This is a genomic window from Cryobacterium sp. MP_M3, from assembly GCF_015752155.1.
In the GTDB taxonomy this organism is placed as follows: Bacteria; Actinomycetota; Actinomycetes; order Actinomycetales; family Microbacteriaceae; genus Cryobacterium.
In genome coordinates, this window is record NZ_JADOVI010000001.1 from 513,659 (window position 1) to 529,689 (window position 16,031).

At 69.6% G+C, this 16,031-nt stretch carries 18 protein-coding genes; 15 read left to right on the forward strand and 3 right to left on the reverse strand.

The window, feature by feature from the left end; all coding sequences use genetic code 11:
- Positions 1–13: 13 nt before the first annotated feature.
- Positions 14–1,921 carry an acyltransferase family protein gene (locus tag IWX89_RS02340; protein WP_231382753.1) on the reverse strand — a complete coding sequence of 636 codons (1,908 nt, stop codon included), beginning with the start codon at positions 1,919–1,921 and terminating at the stop codon, positions 14–16.
- A gap of 143 nt (positions 1,922–2,064) precedes the next feature.
- Here IWX89_RS02340 and IWX89_RS02345 point away from each other — a divergent pair, with 143 nt between their 5' ends.
- The 4 genes from IWX89_RS02345 to glmM all read left to right on the forward strand — a co-directional run bounded on the left by IWX89_RS02345 (position 2,065) and on the right by glmM (position 5,452).
- On the forward strand, positions 2,065–2,898 hold the full coding sequence (locus IWX89_RS02345) for a tRNA pseudouridine(38-40) synthase TruA (protein WP_196902125.1): 834 nt from the start codon (positions 2,065–2,067) through the stop codon (positions 2,896–2,898).
- A 191-nt stretch (positions 2,899–3,089) separates the two neighbouring features.
- Positions 3,090–3,536 (forward strand): 50S ribosomal protein L13, encoded by a 447-nt coding sequence (rplM, locus tag IWX89_RS02350; protein ID WP_196901950.1) that lies wholly within the window; start codon positions 3,090–3,092, stop codon positions 3,534–3,536.
- A 48-nt stretch (positions 3,537–3,584) separates the two neighbouring features.
- Positions 3,585–4,070: a 30S ribosomal protein S9 gene (gene rpsI / locus IWX89_RS02355; protein ID WP_134522619.1), complete on the forward strand. Its 486-nt coding sequence runs from the start codon at positions 3,585–3,587 to the stop codon at positions 4,068–4,070.
- Positions 4,071–4,090: 20 nt separating this feature from the next.
- A complete protein-coding gene (gene glmM / locus IWX89_RS02360) occupies positions 4,091–5,452 on the forward strand; it encodes a phosphoglucosamine mutase (protein WP_196901951.1) in 1,362 nt (453 codons plus the stop codon).
- Between the two features lie 118 nt (positions 5,453–5,570).
- On the opposite strand, the gene coaA is transcribed toward glmM, so the two are convergent.
- Positions 5,571–6,527 carry a type I pantothenate kinase gene (gene coaA, locus IWX89_RS02365; protein WP_196901952.1) on the reverse strand — a complete coding sequence of 319 codons (957 nt, stop codon included), beginning with the start codon at positions 6,525–6,527 and terminating at the stop codon, positions 5,571–5,573.
- A gap of 33 nt (positions 6,528–6,560) precedes the next feature.
- Here coaA and glmS point away from each other — a divergent pair, with 33 nt between their 5' ends.
- From glmS to IWX89_RS02415, 10 genes are all read left to right on the forward strand, one after another.
- A complete protein-coding gene (glmS, locus tag IWX89_RS02370) occupies positions 6,561–8,411 on the forward strand; it encodes a glutamine--fructose-6-phosphate transaminase (isomerizing) (protein WP_196901953.1) in 1,851 nt (616 codons plus the stop codon).
- Between the two features lie 34 nt (positions 8,412–8,445).
- The gene (locus IWX89_RS02375) at positions 8,446–8,802 is read left to right on the forward strand and encodes a holo-ACP synthase (protein ID WP_196901954.1); all 357 of its coding nucleotides are present in this window, start codon (positions 8,446–8,448) and stop codon (positions 8,800–8,802) included.
- 13 nt (positions 8,803–8,815) lie between these two features.
- On the forward strand, positions 8,816–9,961 hold the full coding sequence (gene alr, locus IWX89_RS02380) for an alanine racemase (RefSeq protein WP_307836355.1): 1,146 nt from the start codon (positions 8,816–8,818) through the stop codon (positions 9,959–9,961).
- Between the two features lie 8 nt (positions 9,962–9,969).
- The gene (gene tsaE, locus IWX89_RS02385) at positions 9,970–10,521 is read left to right on the forward strand and encodes a tRNA (adenosine(37)-N6)-threonylcarbamoyltransferase complex ATPase subunit type 1 TsaE (protein ID WP_196901956.1); all 552 of its coding nucleotides are present in this window, start codon (positions 9,970–9,972) and stop codon (positions 10,519–10,521) included.
- A 9-nt stretch (positions 10,522–10,530) separates the two neighbouring features.
- On the forward strand, positions 10,531–11,163 hold the full coding sequence (tsaB, locus tag IWX89_RS02390; RefSeq protein ID WP_196901957.1) for a tRNA (adenosine(37)-N6)-threonylcarbamoyltransferase complex dimerization subunit type 1 TsaB: 633 nt from the start codon (positions 10,531–10,533) through the stop codon (positions 11,161–11,163).
- A 1-nt stretch (position 11,164) separates the two neighbouring features.
- Positions 11,165–11,680 (forward strand): ribosomal protein S18-alanine N-acetyltransferase, encoded by a 516-nt coding sequence (rimI, locus tag IWX89_RS02395; protein WP_307836356.1) that lies wholly within the window; start codon positions 11,165–11,167, stop codon positions 11,678–11,680.
- Positions 11,677–12,744: a tRNA (adenosine(37)-N6)-threonylcarbamoyltransferase complex transferase subunit TsaD gene (gene tsaD / locus IWX89_RS02400; protein WP_196901958.1), complete on the forward strand. Its 1,068-nt coding sequence runs from the start codon at positions 11,677–11,679 to the stop codon at positions 12,742–12,744. Before rimI ends, tsaD begins: the two co-directional genes overlap by 4 nt.
- A 142-nt stretch (positions 12,745–12,886) precedes the next feature.
- Positions 12,887–13,282, forward strand: coding sequence for a DUF4190 domain-containing protein (locus tag IWX89_RS02405; RefSeq protein WP_231382754.1), 396 nt, complete (start codon positions 12,887–12,889; stop codon positions 13,280–13,282).
- A 55-nt stretch (positions 13,283–13,337) separates the two neighbouring features.
- Entirely contained in the window at positions 13,338–13,922 is a 585-nt protein-coding gene (locus IWX89_RS02410; RefSeq protein ID WP_196901960.1) for a DUF4190 domain-containing protein, read from the forward strand.
- Positions 13,923–13,930: 8 nt separating this feature from the next.
- Positions 13,931–14,359, forward strand: a complete 429-nt coding sequence (locus IWX89_RS02415; protein WP_196901961.1) for a hypothetical protein — start codon at positions 13,931–13,933, stop codon at positions 14,357–14,359.
- Between the two features lie 43 nt (positions 14,360–14,402).
- On the opposite strand, the gene IWX89_RS02420 is transcribed toward IWX89_RS02415, so the two are convergent.
- Complete coding sequence (locus tag IWX89_RS02420; RefSeq protein WP_196901962.1) at positions 14,403–15,602, reverse strand: class I SAM-dependent methyltransferase; 1,200 nt, start codon at positions 15,600–15,602, stop codon at positions 14,403–14,405.
- Positions 15,603–15,731: 129 nt separating this feature from the next.
- On the opposite strand from IWX89_RS02420, the gene groES reads away from it, so the two are divergent.
- Positions 15,732–16,028 carry a co-chaperone GroES gene (gene groES, locus IWX89_RS02425; protein WP_066597535.1) on the forward strand — a complete coding sequence of 99 codons (297 nt, stop codon included), beginning with the start codon at positions 15,732–15,734 and terminating at the stop codon, positions 16,026–16,028.
- Positions 16,029–16,031: the final 3 nt, after the last annotated feature.

Consider the following 16,031-nt stretch of genomic DNA (forward strand, 5'->3'; position numbering starts at 1 on the left):
TGCTCGAGGCCGGCTACTCGCCGAGGCGGTAGACGTCGAGGGGGCCGCGCGGCGGGTGCGTGGCGAGGAGCCGGATCGCCGTCGAGATCGTGTCGGCGTAGATCTGCCCGCCGGTCGGGCCCGGGTGGATGTTGTCTTCGGCGAGCACGTCGGAGTGCGCAGCGATCGCGTCGTGCCAGTCGGCCAGTTCCACGAGCGGATACTCGACGGAGAAATCGGCCAGGGCGGCGTTGACGCCGGCAGTCCAGTCACGCTCCGCGAAGGCGTTGACCATGATCAACTGTCGATTCGGTCCGGTCACGGCCTGGATAGCGGCAAGCTCGTCCTCGTCGATCGGCCCGTTCGTGCCGAGGCCGACGACGACGACCGAGCGTAGGGCGCCGGCCTGGTCGAGGGCGGCGAGGATGCCGGGGGCGGAGCGCATGCCCCGGTTCACCGCGGCATCGATCGAGATCCCCGGGAAGCTGGTCTGGAGCTCGGGGGCGGATGCCAGCATCACCGAGTCGCCCACCGCGGTGATCATGCTGCCGCCGGGCAGTGGCCGGTGGCTGGAGTCTGCGGAGCGCCTGGCGGCGACCTTGGCGGCCGCGGCCGCGGCATCCATTGCCTTCTGCCCGCGGTCGATCTCCTGCTGCGCGCTGGTCTCGCGGGGCGCGGTGACCAGCGCCGACGCCGTGCCTCCCACGACGAGCAACACGGCGACCATGCCGACGGCGACGAGTGCGCGGCGCGGTACCGAGCCGGACGCCGCGGCGGACAGCCGACGGATGCCGGCCCGCACCCCCGAGGCCCGTACGGGTCGCTCGAGCCACCGGTACGACGTCGCCGCTGCCGAGAGGGTGAGCGCTCCGGCAACGATCCCCGCGGCGAGCCCGGCCGGCACCACCGCCAGCCCATCGGGCCCGGCGGCCGCGGGCCAGGCCACCTGCACGAGAACGAGCACGGGCCAGTGCCAGAGGTAGATGCCGTACGACCGCTCGCCGAGGTAGCGCAGGGGAGCCACGTCGAGGGACCGTCCGAACCGGCGCCCGCGAACGGCAGCCCAGATGACGACCGCACTGAGCAGGCTGACCGCGACCAGTCCGCCGCGATAGGTCGCCGCGCCGGTCGCGGGCAGCGCCCAGGCCGCGGCGAGGAGCCCCGCGAAGGCGGCCAGTCCCAGCCAGGGCCGGGCCCGGCCGAGCACCGCCCGGAGCCGGGGGAGTGGCATCGCGCGTGCGCCGGGGGCGAGCAGGAGCGCGAGGGCTGCACCCGCGAAGAGACCGAAGCTGTGAGTGTCCGAGCCGTAGTACACCCGGGTCGGGTCGCTCCCCGGGTGGTAGAGCACCGCCATCCACAGCATGGCGGCCACGGCGAGCCCGCCGACCAGGGCCACTCGGCGCCAGGGGCAGCGGATCAGCAGCACGGCGAAGAGCACGAACGGCCAGACCAGGTAGAACTGCTCCTCCACCGCGAGCGACCACAGGTTGCGGAACAGTTCGGGCTGGGCAGTGTCGAAGTAGCTCGTCGACCCGGCGATCGACACCCAGTTGTAGCCGAAGGTCAGCGCGCCGAGCACCTGCCAGCCGAGCCCGACCAGCACGTCCCCGCCGATGAGCCAGGCGGCGGTGCAGCCCACCAGGACCAGGGGGACCAACGGCGGCAGGAGGCGCAGGGCCCGCCGCTGCCAGAATCGGCCGAGGGCGAACCTGCCCGTGCGCCGGTGCTCGGCGATCAGGAGCCCGGTGATCAGGAAACCGCTGATCACGAAGAAGACGTCGACGCCGACGAACCCGCCGGGCAATGCGGCCGGGAAGAAGTGATAGACCGCGACCAGGGTGACCGCTATCCCGCGCAGTCCGTCCAGCCCGGCGAGGCGCTTCGGCATGGTGCCCACGGAGTCCGGGCGGGTGACTGTGGGGTTGGGGCGACTGGGATTCATGGCGGGCGGACGCTGTCCGGGTTCAACGATAACCCGGCCCGGCCCATACACTTACCTCCGTGATTCTTCCCCCGGTGTTCGACGAGACCCCTCCGCCGGAGACCACCCGGATCAGGCTCGACATCGCCTACGACGGCACCGGCATGTCCGGGTGGGCCACCCAGCCGGGCCTGCGCACCGTGCAGGGCCAGATCGAGGCGGGGCTCGCCGGCATCCTGCACAGCCACCCGCCGACCCCGGTCCTGACCGTCGCGGGAAGAACGGATGCCGGGGTGCACGCCGCCGGGCAGGTCGCGCACTTCGACCTGAACGCCGAGCAGGCGGACAGCCTCGTGCGCGTCAGCCGGGGCAAGGGGCGCCCGCCGACGCCGCTCGCGGTGATGGTGCAGCGGCGGCTGAGCGGCATCCTCGTCACCCAGCCCGAGATCGTGCTCAAGTCCTCGACCATCGCCCCGCCCGGCTTCGATGCGCGCTTCTCACCCCTGTGGCGGCGGTACGAGTATCGGATCGCGGATTCCGTGCTCGGCCACGACCCGCTGCAACGGTTCCGCACCACGTGGCACGGGTTCCGGCTCGATGTGGACAAGATGGCGGAAGCCGCGGCGACGCTGATCGGCCTGCACGACTTCGCCACCTACTGCAAGCCGCGCCCAGGCGCGACGACCATCCGCACCCTGCAGGAGTTCCACTGGCGACGGGACCCGGACGGCGTGCTCGTCGCATCCGTGCAGGCGGACGCCTTCTGCCACAGCATGGTGCGGGCCCTGGTCGGAGCCTGCGTCGCCGTCGGCGAGGGCCGGCTGGCCGGGGACCGGCTGGTCGACCTGCGGATCGAGCGGGCCAGGACCAGCGAATTCAAGGTGATGCCGCCCCAGGGGCTGACCCTGATGGAGGTCGCCTACCCTGCCGACGAGCAGCTGGCGGCCCGGGCCCGGGAGACCAGGGCGCGCCGCGAACTCATCGACGACACGGAATAACGGAATAGGCCCTGTCCGACGACGGGGAATTGCGCTCCGGTGTTCGGGGACACTACTATTGACCTTTGGTGTCTGTGCGTTGCAGCCAGGCACACGAACGTGAGCCCTCCATCGATCGTGTTCCCAGATTTGGAACACACCCGGAGCGGGATTCACGAACACCTCCGTTCGAACAAGAAAGCAGCTCAATAGTGACGCGCACTTACACTCCCAAGGCAAGCGAAGTCCAGCACGACTGGGTCGTCATCGACGCCACAGACATCGTTCTCGGTCGTCTTGCCAGCCACGCCGCCGTTCTCCTTCGTGGAAAGCACAAGGCAACGTTCTCTCCCCACATGGACATGGGCGATTTCGTCATCATCATCAACGCCGAGAAGATCGCCCTCACCGGCAAGAAGCTCGACCTGAAGATGGCGTACCGCCACTCCGGTTACCCGGGCGGCCTCACGGCCACCAACTACTCGGAGATGCTCGAGAAGCACCCGACCCGTGCAGTGGAAAAGGCCATCCGTGGCATGCTGCCGAAGAACACGCTCGGCCGCGCCCAGCTGGCCAAGCTGAAGGTCTACGCCGGTCCGAAGCACCCGCACGCTGCCCAGCAGCCGAAGCCGTACACCCTCTCCCAGGTCGCTCAGTAGCGCCGGCCACCAGACTTCTCGACTCTAAGAAAAAGGATTCACTACATCGTGGCGAAGATCGCAGACCAGATTGACCAGGCTCCGGAGAGCTACTCGACCGAGACTCCCGCCGAAACCGTAACCAAGGCGCCCCGCGCCATCCTCAACGTTCCCGGCGCAGCCGTGGGACGTCGCAAGCAGGCCATCGCCCGCGTGCGCATCGTTCCCGGCTCGGGCACCATCACGGTGAACGGCCGCGAATTCGGGGACTACTTCCCGAACAAGCTGCACCAGCAGCTGATCAACGACCCGTTCAAGGTGCTCGACCTTCTCGGCAGCTACGACGTCATCGCCCGCATCACCGGTGGTGGCCCGTCCGGCCAGGCCGGCGCCCTGCGTCTCGGCATCGCGCGTTCGCTCAACCAGATCGACGAAGAGAACAACCGCGCCATCCTCAAGAAGGCCGGATTCCTCAACCGTGACGCTCGCGTCAAGGAGCGCAAGAAGGCCGGACTCAAGAAGGCCCGTAAGGCGCCTCAGTTCTCCAAGCGCTAAGTCGATAGTCGGTACCGTAGATGCCTCGACTATTCGGTACCGACGGTGTTCGGGGCCTGGCCAACCGTGATCTCACGGCCGGCCTGGCCCTGTCACTCGCTCAGGCCAGTGCGGCGGTCCTCACGCAGGGCCGTCGCGCTGGACTGCGCCTCGCGGAAGGCCGCCGCCCCGTAGCGGTCTTGGCCCGAGACCCCCGCATTTCCGGCGAGTTCATTTCCGCCGCCGTCGCCGCCGGTCTGGCCAGCTCCGGCGTGGATGTCCTCGACGCCGGTGTCATCCCGACGCCCGCTGCCGCGTTCCTGATCGCCGACATCGGCGCTGACTTCGGCGTGATGATCTCCGCCTCGCACAACCCTGCCCCCGACAACGGCATCAAGATCTTCGCCTTCGGCGGAACCAAGCTTCCCGACGACGTCGAGGACCGCATCGAGGAACACCTCGAGGGACCCAACCTCACGCCCATCGGCGGCGACGTCGGTCGCATCCGCCGGTTCGCCGACGCCGAAGACCGCTACGTCGTGCACCTGCTCAGCACGCTGCCGAACCGCCTCGACGGCCTCCACGTCGTTCTGGACTGCGCCCACGGCGCCGCGGCCGGCGTCTCGCCGCAGGTCTTCACGGATGCCGGCGCGCGTCTGACCGTGATCGGCGCGGACCCCGACGGCCTCAACATCAACGATGGCGTCGGCTCGACCCACCTCGACAACCTCGCCGCCGCCGTGCTCGCCAACGGAGCAGACATCGGCATCGCCCATGACGGCGACGCCGACCGATGCCTCGCGGTGGACCGCGACGGCAACATCGTCGACGGCGACCAGATCATGGCGATCCTCGCGGTCTCCATGGCCGAACGCGGCGTGCTCAAGGACCGCACCCTCGTCGCCACGGTGATGAGCAACCTCGGACTGCGCAAGGCCATGGCCGCCAACGACATCCGCATGATCGAGACCAAGGTCGGCGACCGGTACGTACTCGAAGCGCTCAATGAACACGGTCTCTCCCTCGGTGGCGAACAGTCCGGCCACGTGATCATGACCGAATTCGCCACGACCGGTGACGGAATCCTCACCGGACTACACCTCGTGGCCGAGATGGCCCGCACCGGCAAGACACTCGCCGAACTGGCATCCGTGATGACGGTCTACCCGCAGATCCTGGTGAACGTGCGCGGCGTCAACCACCACGCGCTCGGGCACGACGACACCATCGCCTCCGCGGTGCTCGCGGCCGAGTCCGAACTCGGTGAGACCGGGCGGGTTCTGCTGCGCCCGTCGGGCACCGAACCGATGGTGCGCGTCATGGTCGAGGCCGCCGACCAGGCAACCGCCGACCGGCTGGCCCACGCCCTGGCCGGCGTCGTGCGGGAGTGCCTCGCCCTCTAGCCGCAGAGTCCAGGCCCGGACGCGCGTCGAGATCAACCCTTTCGGTCGAGACCGACCGGCGTGCGAGTCGGTCTCGACCGAAAAGGTCGAACTCGGCGGGAAGCGCGAGGGCGCCTGGTCACACCTTGCGCAGGAGCACCTTCGAGACGGCGTGGTTGGGATCCTTGCGCAGCACGAGAGTCGCCCGTGACCTGGTCGGGCGGATGTTCTGCACGAGGTTGGGCTCGTTGATCTCGGTCCAGATCGACCGGGCCCGACTGCGCGCCTCCGCCTCGGTCAGGGTGGAGAAACGGTGGAAGTACGACTTCGGGTTCGTGAACGCTCCCCGCTGGAGCTTGAGGAAGCGTTCCTCGTACCAGCGGGCGATGTCCTGGGTGCGGGCGTCGACGAACACGGTGAAGTCGAACAGGTCGCTGACCGACAGCCCGTGGCCCGGCCCGGGAGGCTGGAGCACATTGAGTCCCTCGACGATCAGGATGTCGGGCTGGCGGACCACGATCTGGGCGTCAGGGACGATGTCATAGCTCAGGTGCGAGTAGAAGGGCGCCCGCACCTCGGCCGCGCCGCTCTTGATCGCGGACACGAAGCGGAGCAGAGCGCGCCGGTCGTACGATTCAGGGAATCCCTTGCGGTCCATCAGGCCGCGCCGGCCCAGTTCGGCGTTGGGGAAGAGAAAACCGTCGGTGGTCACGAGTTCCACCCGGGGGGTGTCCTCCCAACGGGCGAGGAGCTCCCGCAGCAGGCGGGCGATGGTGGACTTGCCGACCGCGACGGATCCGGCCACACCGATCACGAACGGCGTGCGCTGCGCCCGCTCGCCGAGGAAGTCGCTGGTGGCCCGGTGCAGTTGCCTGGCCCCCGCGGCGTAGAGGTTGAGCAGCCGGCTCAGGGGGAGGTAGACATCCGTCACCTCACTGAGGTCGAGCGGTTCGCCGAGGCCCCGCAACTGCACGATCTCGGTCTCCCGCAGCGGCAGCATCGTCGTGGGAGCGAGAGCGGCCCAGTCGGCCCGGTCCAGCTCGACGAACGGGGTACCGTGGCCGTTCTTCCAGGGGCTCGCAACCGGATCGGACATTTCCCCAAGCTTAGTCCGACTAAAATCGGGTCCATGTGCGGAATCGTGGGATACGTCGGAGAAGATAAAAGCGTCGAGGTTCTGATGGGAGGGCTGCGCCGGCTGGAGTACCGAGGGTACGACTCGGCGGGCATCGCCGTCATCGACGCCGACGGCGTGCTCAACACCGCCAAGCGCGCCGGCAAGCTGGCTGTCCTGGCGGCCGCGCTCGATGCAAGCCCGATCAACAACGGTCGCACCGGCATCGGTCACACCCGCTGGGCCACCCACGGCGCCCCGACCGACGCCAACGCGCACCCTCACCTGGGCGACAACGGTAAGCTCGCCCTGATCCACAACGGCATCATCGAGAACTTCGCCGTCCTCAAGGACGAGCTCGTGGCCGAAGGCTTCGACTTCGAGAGCGAGACCGACACCGAGGTCGCCGCCGTGCTGCTCGGCCGCGAATACCAGCGCATCGGCGACCTCAGCGAGGCCTTCCGATCGGTCGTCTCCCGCCTCGACGGGGCCTTCACCCTCCTCGCCGTGCACCAGGACCAGCCCGGAGTGGTCGTGGGCGCCCGCCGCAACTCCCCGCTCGTGATCGGGCTCGGCGACGGGGAGAACTTCCTCGGCTCCGACGTCGCCGCCTTCGTCGAGTACACCCGCCGGGCCGTGGCCGTCGGCCAGGACCAGATCGTCACGATCACCCCCGACCTGGTCACCATCACCGACTTCGACGGCACCCCGGTCGAGATCGAGGAGTTCGACATCGCCTGGGACGCGTCGGCGGCCGAAAAGGGCGGCTGGTCCAGCTTCATGGCCAAGGAGGTCTCCGAGCAGCCGGATGCCGTGGCCAACACCCTCCGCGGGCGCATCCACGAAGGCCAGGCCGTCGTGCCCGAGCTGACCGGTTTCGGCGATGACGTGCTCGCCGGCATCCGCCGGATCATCATTGTCGCCTGCGGCACCGCGGCCAACGCCGGCTACGTCGCCAAGTATGCGATCGAGAAGTGGACCAGGGTTCCGGTCGATGTGGAACTCAGCCACGAGTTCCGCTACCGCGACCCGGTGCTCAGCCCGGAGACCCTGGTCATTTCGATCAGCCAGTCCGGCGAGACCATGGACACGCTGATGGCGGTCAAGTACGCCCGCGAGGGCGGCGCGAGGGCCATCTCCATCTGCAACACCCAGGGTGCGACCATCCCGCGCGAATCCGACGCCGTGATCTACACGCACGCCGGCCCTGAGGTTGCCGTCGCGTCGACGAAGGGCTTCACCGCCCAGATCGCGGCCCTCTACCTCTTCGGACTGCACCTGGCCCGCGTGCGCGGCAGCCTCAGCGCCGCCGAGTCGGCCGAACAGGTCCTCGAGCTGCAGGCCATCCCCGAGAAGATCGCCACCACCCTGCTCCAGGAATCCACCGTGCACGAGCTGGCCGGCTGGATGGCGGACACCCGCGCGGTGCTGTTCCTCGGCCGCCACGTGGGCTTCCCGATCGCGTTGGAAGGCGCGCTCAAGCTCAAGGAGCTGGCCTACATCCACGCGGAGGGTTTCGCCGCCGGAGAGCTCAAGCACGGCCCGATCGCCCTGATCGAACCCGGCCAGCCGGTGTTCGTGATCGTGCCGAGCCCCCGCGGGTCGGCGCACCTGCACCCGAAGGTCGTCTCCAACATCCAGGAGATCCGCGCCCGCGGTGCCCGGATCATCGCCATCGCCGAAGAGGGCGACGTGGCGGTGCTTCCCTATGCGGACACCGTCATTCGGATCCCGCTCGCCGCGCCGCTGTTCGAGCCGCTCCTGGCCGTGGTGCCGTTGCAGATCTTCGCGATGGAGCTGGCCACCGTCAAGGGCCTCGACGTCGACCAGCCGCGCAACCTGGCGAAGTCCGTCACGGTCGAGTAGCGGTCGTCGGGAACGGAATGGGCGAGGTCGCCGCATGATTCGAGGCATCGGGGTCGACATCGTCGACCTCGCACGCTTCGAACGCCAGGTTCTGCGCACCCCCGGGCTCGTGCCGCGGCTGTTCACGCCCGCCGAACGAGAACTGCCGGTGCATTCGCTGGCCGCCCGGTTCGCCGCCAAGGAGGCCCTGATCAAGGCGCTCGGGGACAGCGCGGGGGCAACCTGGCAGGAGATGGAAGTCATCGCCGACGAACACGGCAACCCCGGCTTCCAGCTCTCCGGCGGAGTGGCCGAGGCGTTGCGGGCGAGGAAGATCGACACCGTGCACCTGACGTTGACGCACGATGCCGGCGTGGCTTGCGCCTTCGTGGTCGCCGAGAGCACCTCATGACGGGCGTCCGCTCGTGACGGGTTTCAGGGAGGCGGTCGTCGATCTCGGCGCCATCGCGGCGAACGTCGCCCACCTGCGCACAGTGATCGGCACTCCGCACCTGATGGCGGTGGTGAAGGCGAACGCCTATGGCCATGGCGCGTTGCCGGTGGCCCGCACGGCGCTCGCCGCCGGCGCGGACTGGCTCGGGGTCGCCGACGTCGAGGAGGCGCTCCAGTTGCGCGCCGGCGGGATCGACGCGCCCATCCTGGCCTGGCTGCACGACCCTGACGTCGACTTCGGGGCGGCGATCAGCCAGGACATCGACCTCGGCCTGTCGTCGGCACGCCAACTGCGGCAGGCGGCGGATGCCGCGGCAACCCTCGGCCGCACTGCCTCGGTGCAGTTCAAACTCGAGACCGGGCTCAACCGCAACGGCGTGCACGAACCGGACTGGGCCGACGTGTTCGCGCTGGCCGCCGGGTTCGAGCGGGCCGGACTGCTCCGCGTGCGGGGGCTCTTCAGCCATCTCTCGAACGCGTCCCCCGCCGACGACACGGATGCGGTCGGCCGGTTCGAGCGCGGCGTTCGGCTGGCCGCCGACGCCGGACTGACCCCGAACCTGATCCACCTGGCTTCGACGGCCGCCGCGCTCCGGCTGCCGGCAGCGCGGTTCTCGATGGTGCGGATCGGAATCGGCCTGTACGGGTTGTCGCCGTTCGACGACCAGGACTCGCACGACCTCGGCCTCGTCCCCGCGATGACCTTGCGCGGGCGGGTCGCCGCCGTGCGCCGGGTCGCCGCCGGCGCCGGGGTGTCCTACGACTACCTCTGGCGGGCGCCCGAAGACGGCAACCTCGCCCTCGTCCCTCTCGGCTATGCCGACGGGGTGCCCCGGCAGGCGTCCGGGGCCGCGGCCGTGCGGATCGGCGGCCGCACGCATCCGATCGTCGGCCGGATCGCGATGGACCAGTTCGTGGTGAGCGTCGGCCAGGTCGACGTCGCCGTCGGCGACGAGGTGGTGCTGTTCGGCGATCCCGCGACCGGCGCGCCGAGCGCCACCGACTGGGCGGACGCCGCCGGCACCATCAACTATGAGATCGTGACCCGGATCGGGCACCGCGTTCCGCGCAGCTACCGGCAGCCGGGAGAGGCTGCTCAGTCCGGCACGGAGGGTTGATCGGTCTCATGCGCACCGTGATCCCCGACGCCGACGCCATGCACGATTTCGGCGCCGCCCTCGCCGGCCGGCTGCGGGCCGGCGACCTGGTCGTGCTCACCGGGCCGCTCGGCGCCGGGAAGACCACGTTCACACGCGGCCTGGGCGTCGGCCTGCGGGTTCGCGGCTCCGTCACCAGCCCCACCTTCGTGCTCGCCCGCACGCATCCCAGCACGATCGGCGGTCCGCCCCTCGTGCACGTCGACGCCTATCGCCTGGCCAGCGCCGTCGAACTCGACGACCTCGACATTGATTTCCCGAACTCGGTCGTCGTCGTCGAATGGGGCCGCGGCATGCTCGACGGCATCACCGAATCGTGGCTGGACATCGAGATCGAGCGCCCGCTCGGGGCGTCGCAGGCCGCGCCGGCCGGCCCCGACGACGACGGGCTCGACGACGACGGCCTCGACCTCGACGAGCCCCGCACGGTAACGATCACGGCCCACGGTCCGCGCTGGGCGGGCGTCGCCGGCTTCGACCCCGCCGCCGACGAGGCCGGGCACGCGCGGCTCAGCGAATAGGCTGGTGAGGTGCTTCTCGCCATCGATACCTCCGCCGGCACGAGTGTCGCCGTCGTCGACCTCGAGCGCGGCATCCTCGCCGAACTCGGCACCGACGACACCATGCGCCACGCCGAGGTGGTCGGCCGGCTGATCAGAGACTGCCTCGCCGCCGCCGGCGTCACCGTCGGCGACCTCTCCGCGGTCGTCGGGGGAATGGGCCCCGGCCCGTTCACCGGGCTGCGGGTCGGAATCGCCGCCGCACGTGTCTTCGCTCTCGGCGCCGGCAAACCGTTCGTGCCGATCGTCAGCCACGACGCCATCGCCTTCGGCCGGTACCGGGCCGGCCACGCCGGCGGCCTCGTCGTGGTCACCGACGCGCGACGCCGGGAGGTGAACTGGTCCGCCTACAGCGGGGCGGATGCCGTCGGCCTGCCGGTCCGCATCGACCCGCCCGGGGTGGCGAAGCCGGCCGTGCTGCAGGAGCCCGACTGGGCCCACGCGGGGTTGCCCCGTTTCGACGCGGCGACGGTGTCCGCCGGCGAGCTGGGGCTGGTCGCCGAGCTCAGCTGGGCCCACCAGCGCGCCTTCGCCGCCGACGAAGCGCTCTACCTGCGGTCGCCGGACGTCACCATGTCCAACGGCCCCAAACGGGTGAGCTGACGTGACCTGGCAACTGCGGCGCGCCACCCGCGACGACGTCGACGCCATCATGGCGCTCGAAACCCGCATCTTCGAGAATGACGCCTGGTCGAGAGAAGCGATGGCCAGGGACGTCACCGACCCGGACTGCTACTACCTCGTCGCCTTCCCGCCCGACGCTCCCACCCAGATCGACGCCTACGCCGGCCTGCGGGCACCCCGCGGGGCGACCGAGGGCGACATCCAGACGATTGCGGTCACCGAGGAAGCCAGGGGGCACGGCCTCGGGCGCACGCTCGTCCAGTCCCTGCTCGTCGAGGCCCGCAAGCGCGGCGCCCGCGAGGTCTTCCTCGAGGTGCGCGCCGACAACCCGGGGGCCCAGCGGGTCTACCGGCGGCTCGGCTTCGAAGAGCTCGGCGTGCGCCGCGGCTACTACCAGCCCGACAATGTCGACGCCCTGGTGATGCGGGTGCGGTTGACGGACCCGGAGATGGCCCCGACCGCGTCGGAACCCGAACGCCCGGAGGCGACCGAATGAACCGCACGAACCCGCTGGTGCTCGGGATCGAGACCTCCTGCGACGAGACCGGGATCGGAATCGTGCGCGGTACCAGCCTGCTCTCCAACACGATCGCGTCGTCGATGGACGAACACGCCCGCTACGGGGGCGTCGTGCCGGAGGTCGCCGCCCGAGCCCACCTCGAGGAGCTCGTGCCGGCGATCCGCGCAGCAACCGCCGAGGCAGGCATCAGCCTCTCCGAGATCGACGCTGTCGCCGTCACCTGCGGCCCCGGGCTTTCCGGAGCGCTCATGGTCGGAGTCGGGGCGGCGAAGGCCCTGGCGATTTCGCTCGGCAAACCGATCTACGCGGTCAACCATCTGGTCGGTCACGTCGGGGCCGACCTGCTGCGCATCGACGACGACCGGACCGATGCGCCGCTCGAGTACCCGACAATCGCGCTCCTCGTCTCTGGCGGACATACGTCCCTGCTGCTCGTGCGCGACCTCGTCTCCGATGTCGAACTCCTCGGTGAGACCATCGACGACGCGGCAGGGGAGGCGTTCGACAAGGTCGCCCGCATCCTGGGCCTGCCCTACCCCGGCGGTCCGCAGATCGACCGGGCCGCGCTGGAAGGAAACCCCGCGGCCATCCGGTTCCCACGCGGCCTCAGCCGGACCAAGGACATGGCCAGGCACCGCTACGACTTCTCCTTCTCCGGGCTGAAGACCTCGGTGGCCCGGTGGGTCGAGCAGCGGCAGGATGCGGGCGAACCCGTGCCGATCGCCGATGTGGCGGCCAGCTTCCGCGAGTCCGTCGTCGACATCCTGCTGACCAAGGCCGTGGCCGCCTGTGTCGACTTCGAGGTTCCGCGGTTGCTGCTCGGCGGCGGCGTGATCGCCAACGCCCGGTTGCGCCAGGTGGCCGTGGAGCGCACGGATGCCGCCGGCATCGCCCTCCGCATCCCGCCCCTGTCGCTGTGCACCGACAACGGCGCCATGATCGCCGCCCTCGGCGCTCAGCTGATCATGGCCGGACACGAGCCCTCGTCGCTCGAGTTCGGGGCGGACTCGACGCTGCCGGTCTCGGAGATTCAGGTCTGAAACCCCGTCTCATCCGAGGTTCCTTGCCGGAAGGGATATTCTGTGCAAGTGGGACCCTGTTCGTCACACACGTTGACACCTCGCGGCCCGCGCTGCCACTATGGCACCGCCACACGACCCACTTCCTGAAGGAGCGCATGACATGACCGACCCGAACCTGCCGCCGGTGACCCCGCCCCCGACCAGCCAGCCGCCGATCTTCCAGCCGCCCGCAGCCCCGGCCTACGGAGCCCCGTCCGCGCCGGCCTACGGTCAGGGCGGCGCCTACGCGCAGCCTTACGCCCAGGCGCCCTCGGACAAGTACAACGTGCTGGCTATCGTCTCGCTCGTGTCGGCGTTCTTCATCTCCCTCGTCGCGATCATCACCGGGCACATCGCCCTGAGCCAGATCAAGAAGACCGGCGAAAAGGGCCGCGGCCTGGCCATCGGAGGCCTCGTGCTCGGCTATCTCGGCGTGCTGGCGACCATCATCGTCATCATCGTCTGGTTCGTTGTCATCGCCGCCGCGGTCAACGACGGCTCCATTTCCGGCTACTGATCCTCCCGCGGCGAGGCCGCGGTTCGGAATGAATGAAGTGGAAAGGAAACTGCTCATGAGCGACTCGAACACACCAGACCTCTCGGGGGTGCCGCACGTGCCGGATGTCCCGCAGGTGCCGGATGTGCCGCAGGTGCCGGATGTGCCGCAGGTGCCCGATTTTCCGAACACGTCAACCGCGCCCCCGGTCGCGCCCGCCTATGCCGCAGCCACACCCCCGCCGGGCTACGGTGCCGGCTCTGCCGCGACGCCGCCGCCCGGCTACGGTTCCGGTCCTTCCGCCCCGCCGCCCTACGGCAGCCCGCCGCCCCCGGCCTCTGGTGCGCCGTATGCTCCCTATCCGGGGCGGCCTGCCACTAAGCAGCCGATTCTCAGCATCCTGGCGCTCGTCGCCGGAATCATCGGAATCCTCGGCTCCCCGGTGGTGTTCATCCCGATCGCCGGCGGTATCTTCGGCCTGTTCATTCCCGCGGCGGCCGTCGTTCTCGGGTTCCTCGGGCGCACCAAGGAACCGAGTGCGAAGGGTTTCTGGCTGACCGGGATCATCAGCGGGGCGATCGGCGTTGCCCTGGCTCTGTTGAGCATCGTCATCTGGGCCGTCGTCTTCGCCAACATCCCGAACACCGGATACAGCTACTGAACCGCTCCATGGAGGCCGAACGCCCGGACGGGGACCAGCCCGCCCCGCCCGCCGGACGCGGTGACTTCCGGCTGGACCTCACGCGACCGCGCGGAACCGTCGACGGCGAACTGGATTACGAGTCGACCGTCACGGCCCCCACCGAGTGGGTCCCGTACGTCTACACCGACACCGAGCTGCAATCGCGCGAGGGTGGGCGCGGGCTCTCGGTCGCAGCGCTCACATTCGGACTGGCCGGACTGCTCGTCGCCCTGTTCGGCGTCTGGGGCGCGCCGCTCTCGCTGGCGGCCGTCGTGCTGGCGATCATGGCGCGCCGGTCCGAACGCCTCGGCGGCGCACTGTGGGCCTGGGGGCTGGTCTCCGGTCTCGCCGGCCTGGCCATCGTGATGGGCTGGTGCGTGATCATCAGCCAGGCTCTGGGCCGGATCGCGTACTGACGATCGCCTACCGGCTCCGGGCCGCCGAACAGCCTCGGCCGGCTCAGGCCAGTGTGCGCACACGCTCCACGAGCAGTGCAACGCGCTGGCCGGCGGCCCGGGTGAGCACGAGCGTGCCGGACTCGGACCCCTTCAGCCGCAGGCGGATGCGCAGCGTGGCCGGGTCGACGTCCACGCCGCGTTTCTTGATCTCCAGTGTGCCGATCCGGCGATCCTGCAGGGCCACGCGGAGCTTCTTCTCGTCGAACGGAAGAACCTCGAGCACCCGGAAGGCCGTGGCGAACGGGGTCGGGCGCAGGGCTGCGGAGGTGAGGTAGGCGATTCCCTCGCTCAACATGAGGGCATCCTGCGAGCGGGCGAGATCGCCGATCAGCCGGGCACGGATGACCGCACCGTCGGGCTCGTAGAGATAGTCGCCGAGCACCCCCACCTCCACGTCCTCGCTGTCGGAGGGCGCGTTCAGCTCGTGGGTTCCGTCCCGGTCCAGGAGCAGGGCCGACCGGCGGATGCCCTCGCGGGCCAGGGCGCCGAACCACAGTCCCATCTCGACCAGCTTTCCGTCGACGGACACCCACTGCGCCTCCGCACCGGCCGGGATGAGGTCACGGTCGTGCCCCGGGCCGAGCTTGACGCCGATCGGCATCCGCTCGCTCAGGCCGAACACGAAATCGAGGTTGGGGGAGTAGTCCTCCGGACGGGTCAGCCGGGACGTGTTGTTGTGGCCCGCGGTGCGCCGGGCCGGGTCGAGCCAGGCCGCGTCGAAGACGGAGAGGTCGAACGTCTCGGCGTCACCGTGCGCCACCGCGGCGTTCGGGAACGGGGCAAGGTTGAAGCTGGCGACCGTCGCGGTCACCTCGTCGGTGTCCACCGCCGTCACGGCGAGGTCCATCGCCGCCATGGCCATCGCGTCGCCGCCGATCCCGCACCCGAGGTCGACGACCCGGCCCAGGGAGGCACCCACGAATCGGCCGGCGTGCAGTGCGGCCACCCGCAACCGGGTGGCCTGCTCCAGGCCTGCCTCGGTGAACAGCATCCGCCCGGCGAACTCGCCGAACTTGGGCACGGCGCGTGCGCGCAGCCGGGACTGGTTCAGCACGGCGGTGACCAGGCCGGGGGCGTGGCCGGCCTTGCGGAGGTCGCTCACCATCCGCACGACGTCGCCCGTCGGGTCATAGGGCGGCAGGGAGTCCAGCAGGCGCAAGCCGTCCGGCGATAACAGCTCGACGAGCTCTGAGCGATCCATCCCGCAAACTTACCAACCATGCGCGCATCTGGCACTCACGTTGCGTGAGTGCCAGATGCGCCCTAAACTCGAGCTAGCACTCTCGCTGTGAGTCTGCCAACCAAGTCTTAGCTAAGAAAGAGGTCAACCGTGTCGGTCTCCATCAAGCCGCTCGAGGATCGCATCGTCATCAAGCAGGTCGACGCAGAGCAGACCACCGCATCAGGTCTGGTCATTCCTGACACCGCCAAGGAAAAGCCCCAGGAGGGCGAAGTCGTCGCCGTCGGCCCCGGCCGCATCGACGACAACGGCAACCGCATCCCGCTCGACGTCGCCGTCGGCGACAAGGTGATCTACTCCAAGTACGGCGGAACCGAGGTCAAGTTCGGTGGCGAGGATCTCCTCGTGCTGTCGGCCCGCGACGTACTCGCGGTCGTCGTCCGCTAGTCA

Excerpts from the sequence above, each read along its gene's own strand:
- glmS (WP_196901953.1), top strand. The coding sequence starts at position 6,561 with ATGTGCGGAATCGTGGGATACGTCGGAGAAGATAAAAGCGTCGAGGTT.
- IWX89_RS02415 (WP_196901961.1), top strand. The coding sequence starts at position 13,931 with ATGGAGGCCGAACGCCCGGACGGGGACCAGCCCGCCCCGCCCGCCGGA.
- IWX89_RS02340 (WP_231382753.1), bottom strand. The coding sequence starts at position 1,921 with ATGAATCCCAGTCGCCCCAACCCCACAGTCACCCGCCCGGACTCCGTG.
- glmM (WP_196901951.1), top strand. The coding sequence starts at position 4,091 with ATGCCTCGACTATTCGGTACCGACGGTGTTCGGGGCCTGGCCAACCGT.
- coaA (WP_196901952.1), bottom strand. The coding sequence starts at position 6,527 with ATGTCCGATCCGGTTGCGAGCCCCTGGAAGAACGGCCACGGTACCCCG.
- IWX89_RS02345 (WP_196902125.1), top strand. The coding sequence starts at position 2,065 with ATGTCCGGGTGGGCCACCCAGCCGGGCCTGCGCACCGTGCAGGGCCAG.
- tsaD (WP_196901958.1), top strand. The coding sequence starts at position 11,677 with ATGAACCGCACGAACCCGCTGGTGCTCGGGATCGAGACCTCCTGCGAC.
- IWX89_RS02405 (WP_231382754.1), top strand. The coding sequence starts at position 12,887 with ATGACCGACCCGAACCTGCCGCCGGTGACCCCGCCCCCGACCAGCCAG.
- IWX89_RS02410 (WP_196901960.1), top strand. The coding sequence starts at position 13,338 with ATGAGCGACTCGAACACACCAGACCTCTCGGGGGTGCCGCACGTGCCG.
- IWX89_RS02420 (WP_196901962.1), bottom strand. The coding sequence starts at position 15,602 with ATGGATCGCTCAGAGCTCGTCGAGCTGTTATCGCCGGACGGCTTGCGC.
- tsaE (WP_196901956.1), top strand. The coding sequence starts at position 9,970 with ATGCGCACCGTGATCCCCGACGCCGACGCCATGCACGATTTCGGCGCC.
- IWX89_RS02375 (WP_196901954.1), top strand. The coding sequence starts at position 8,446 with ATGATTCGAGGCATCGGGGTCGACATCGTCGACCTCGCACGCTTCGAA.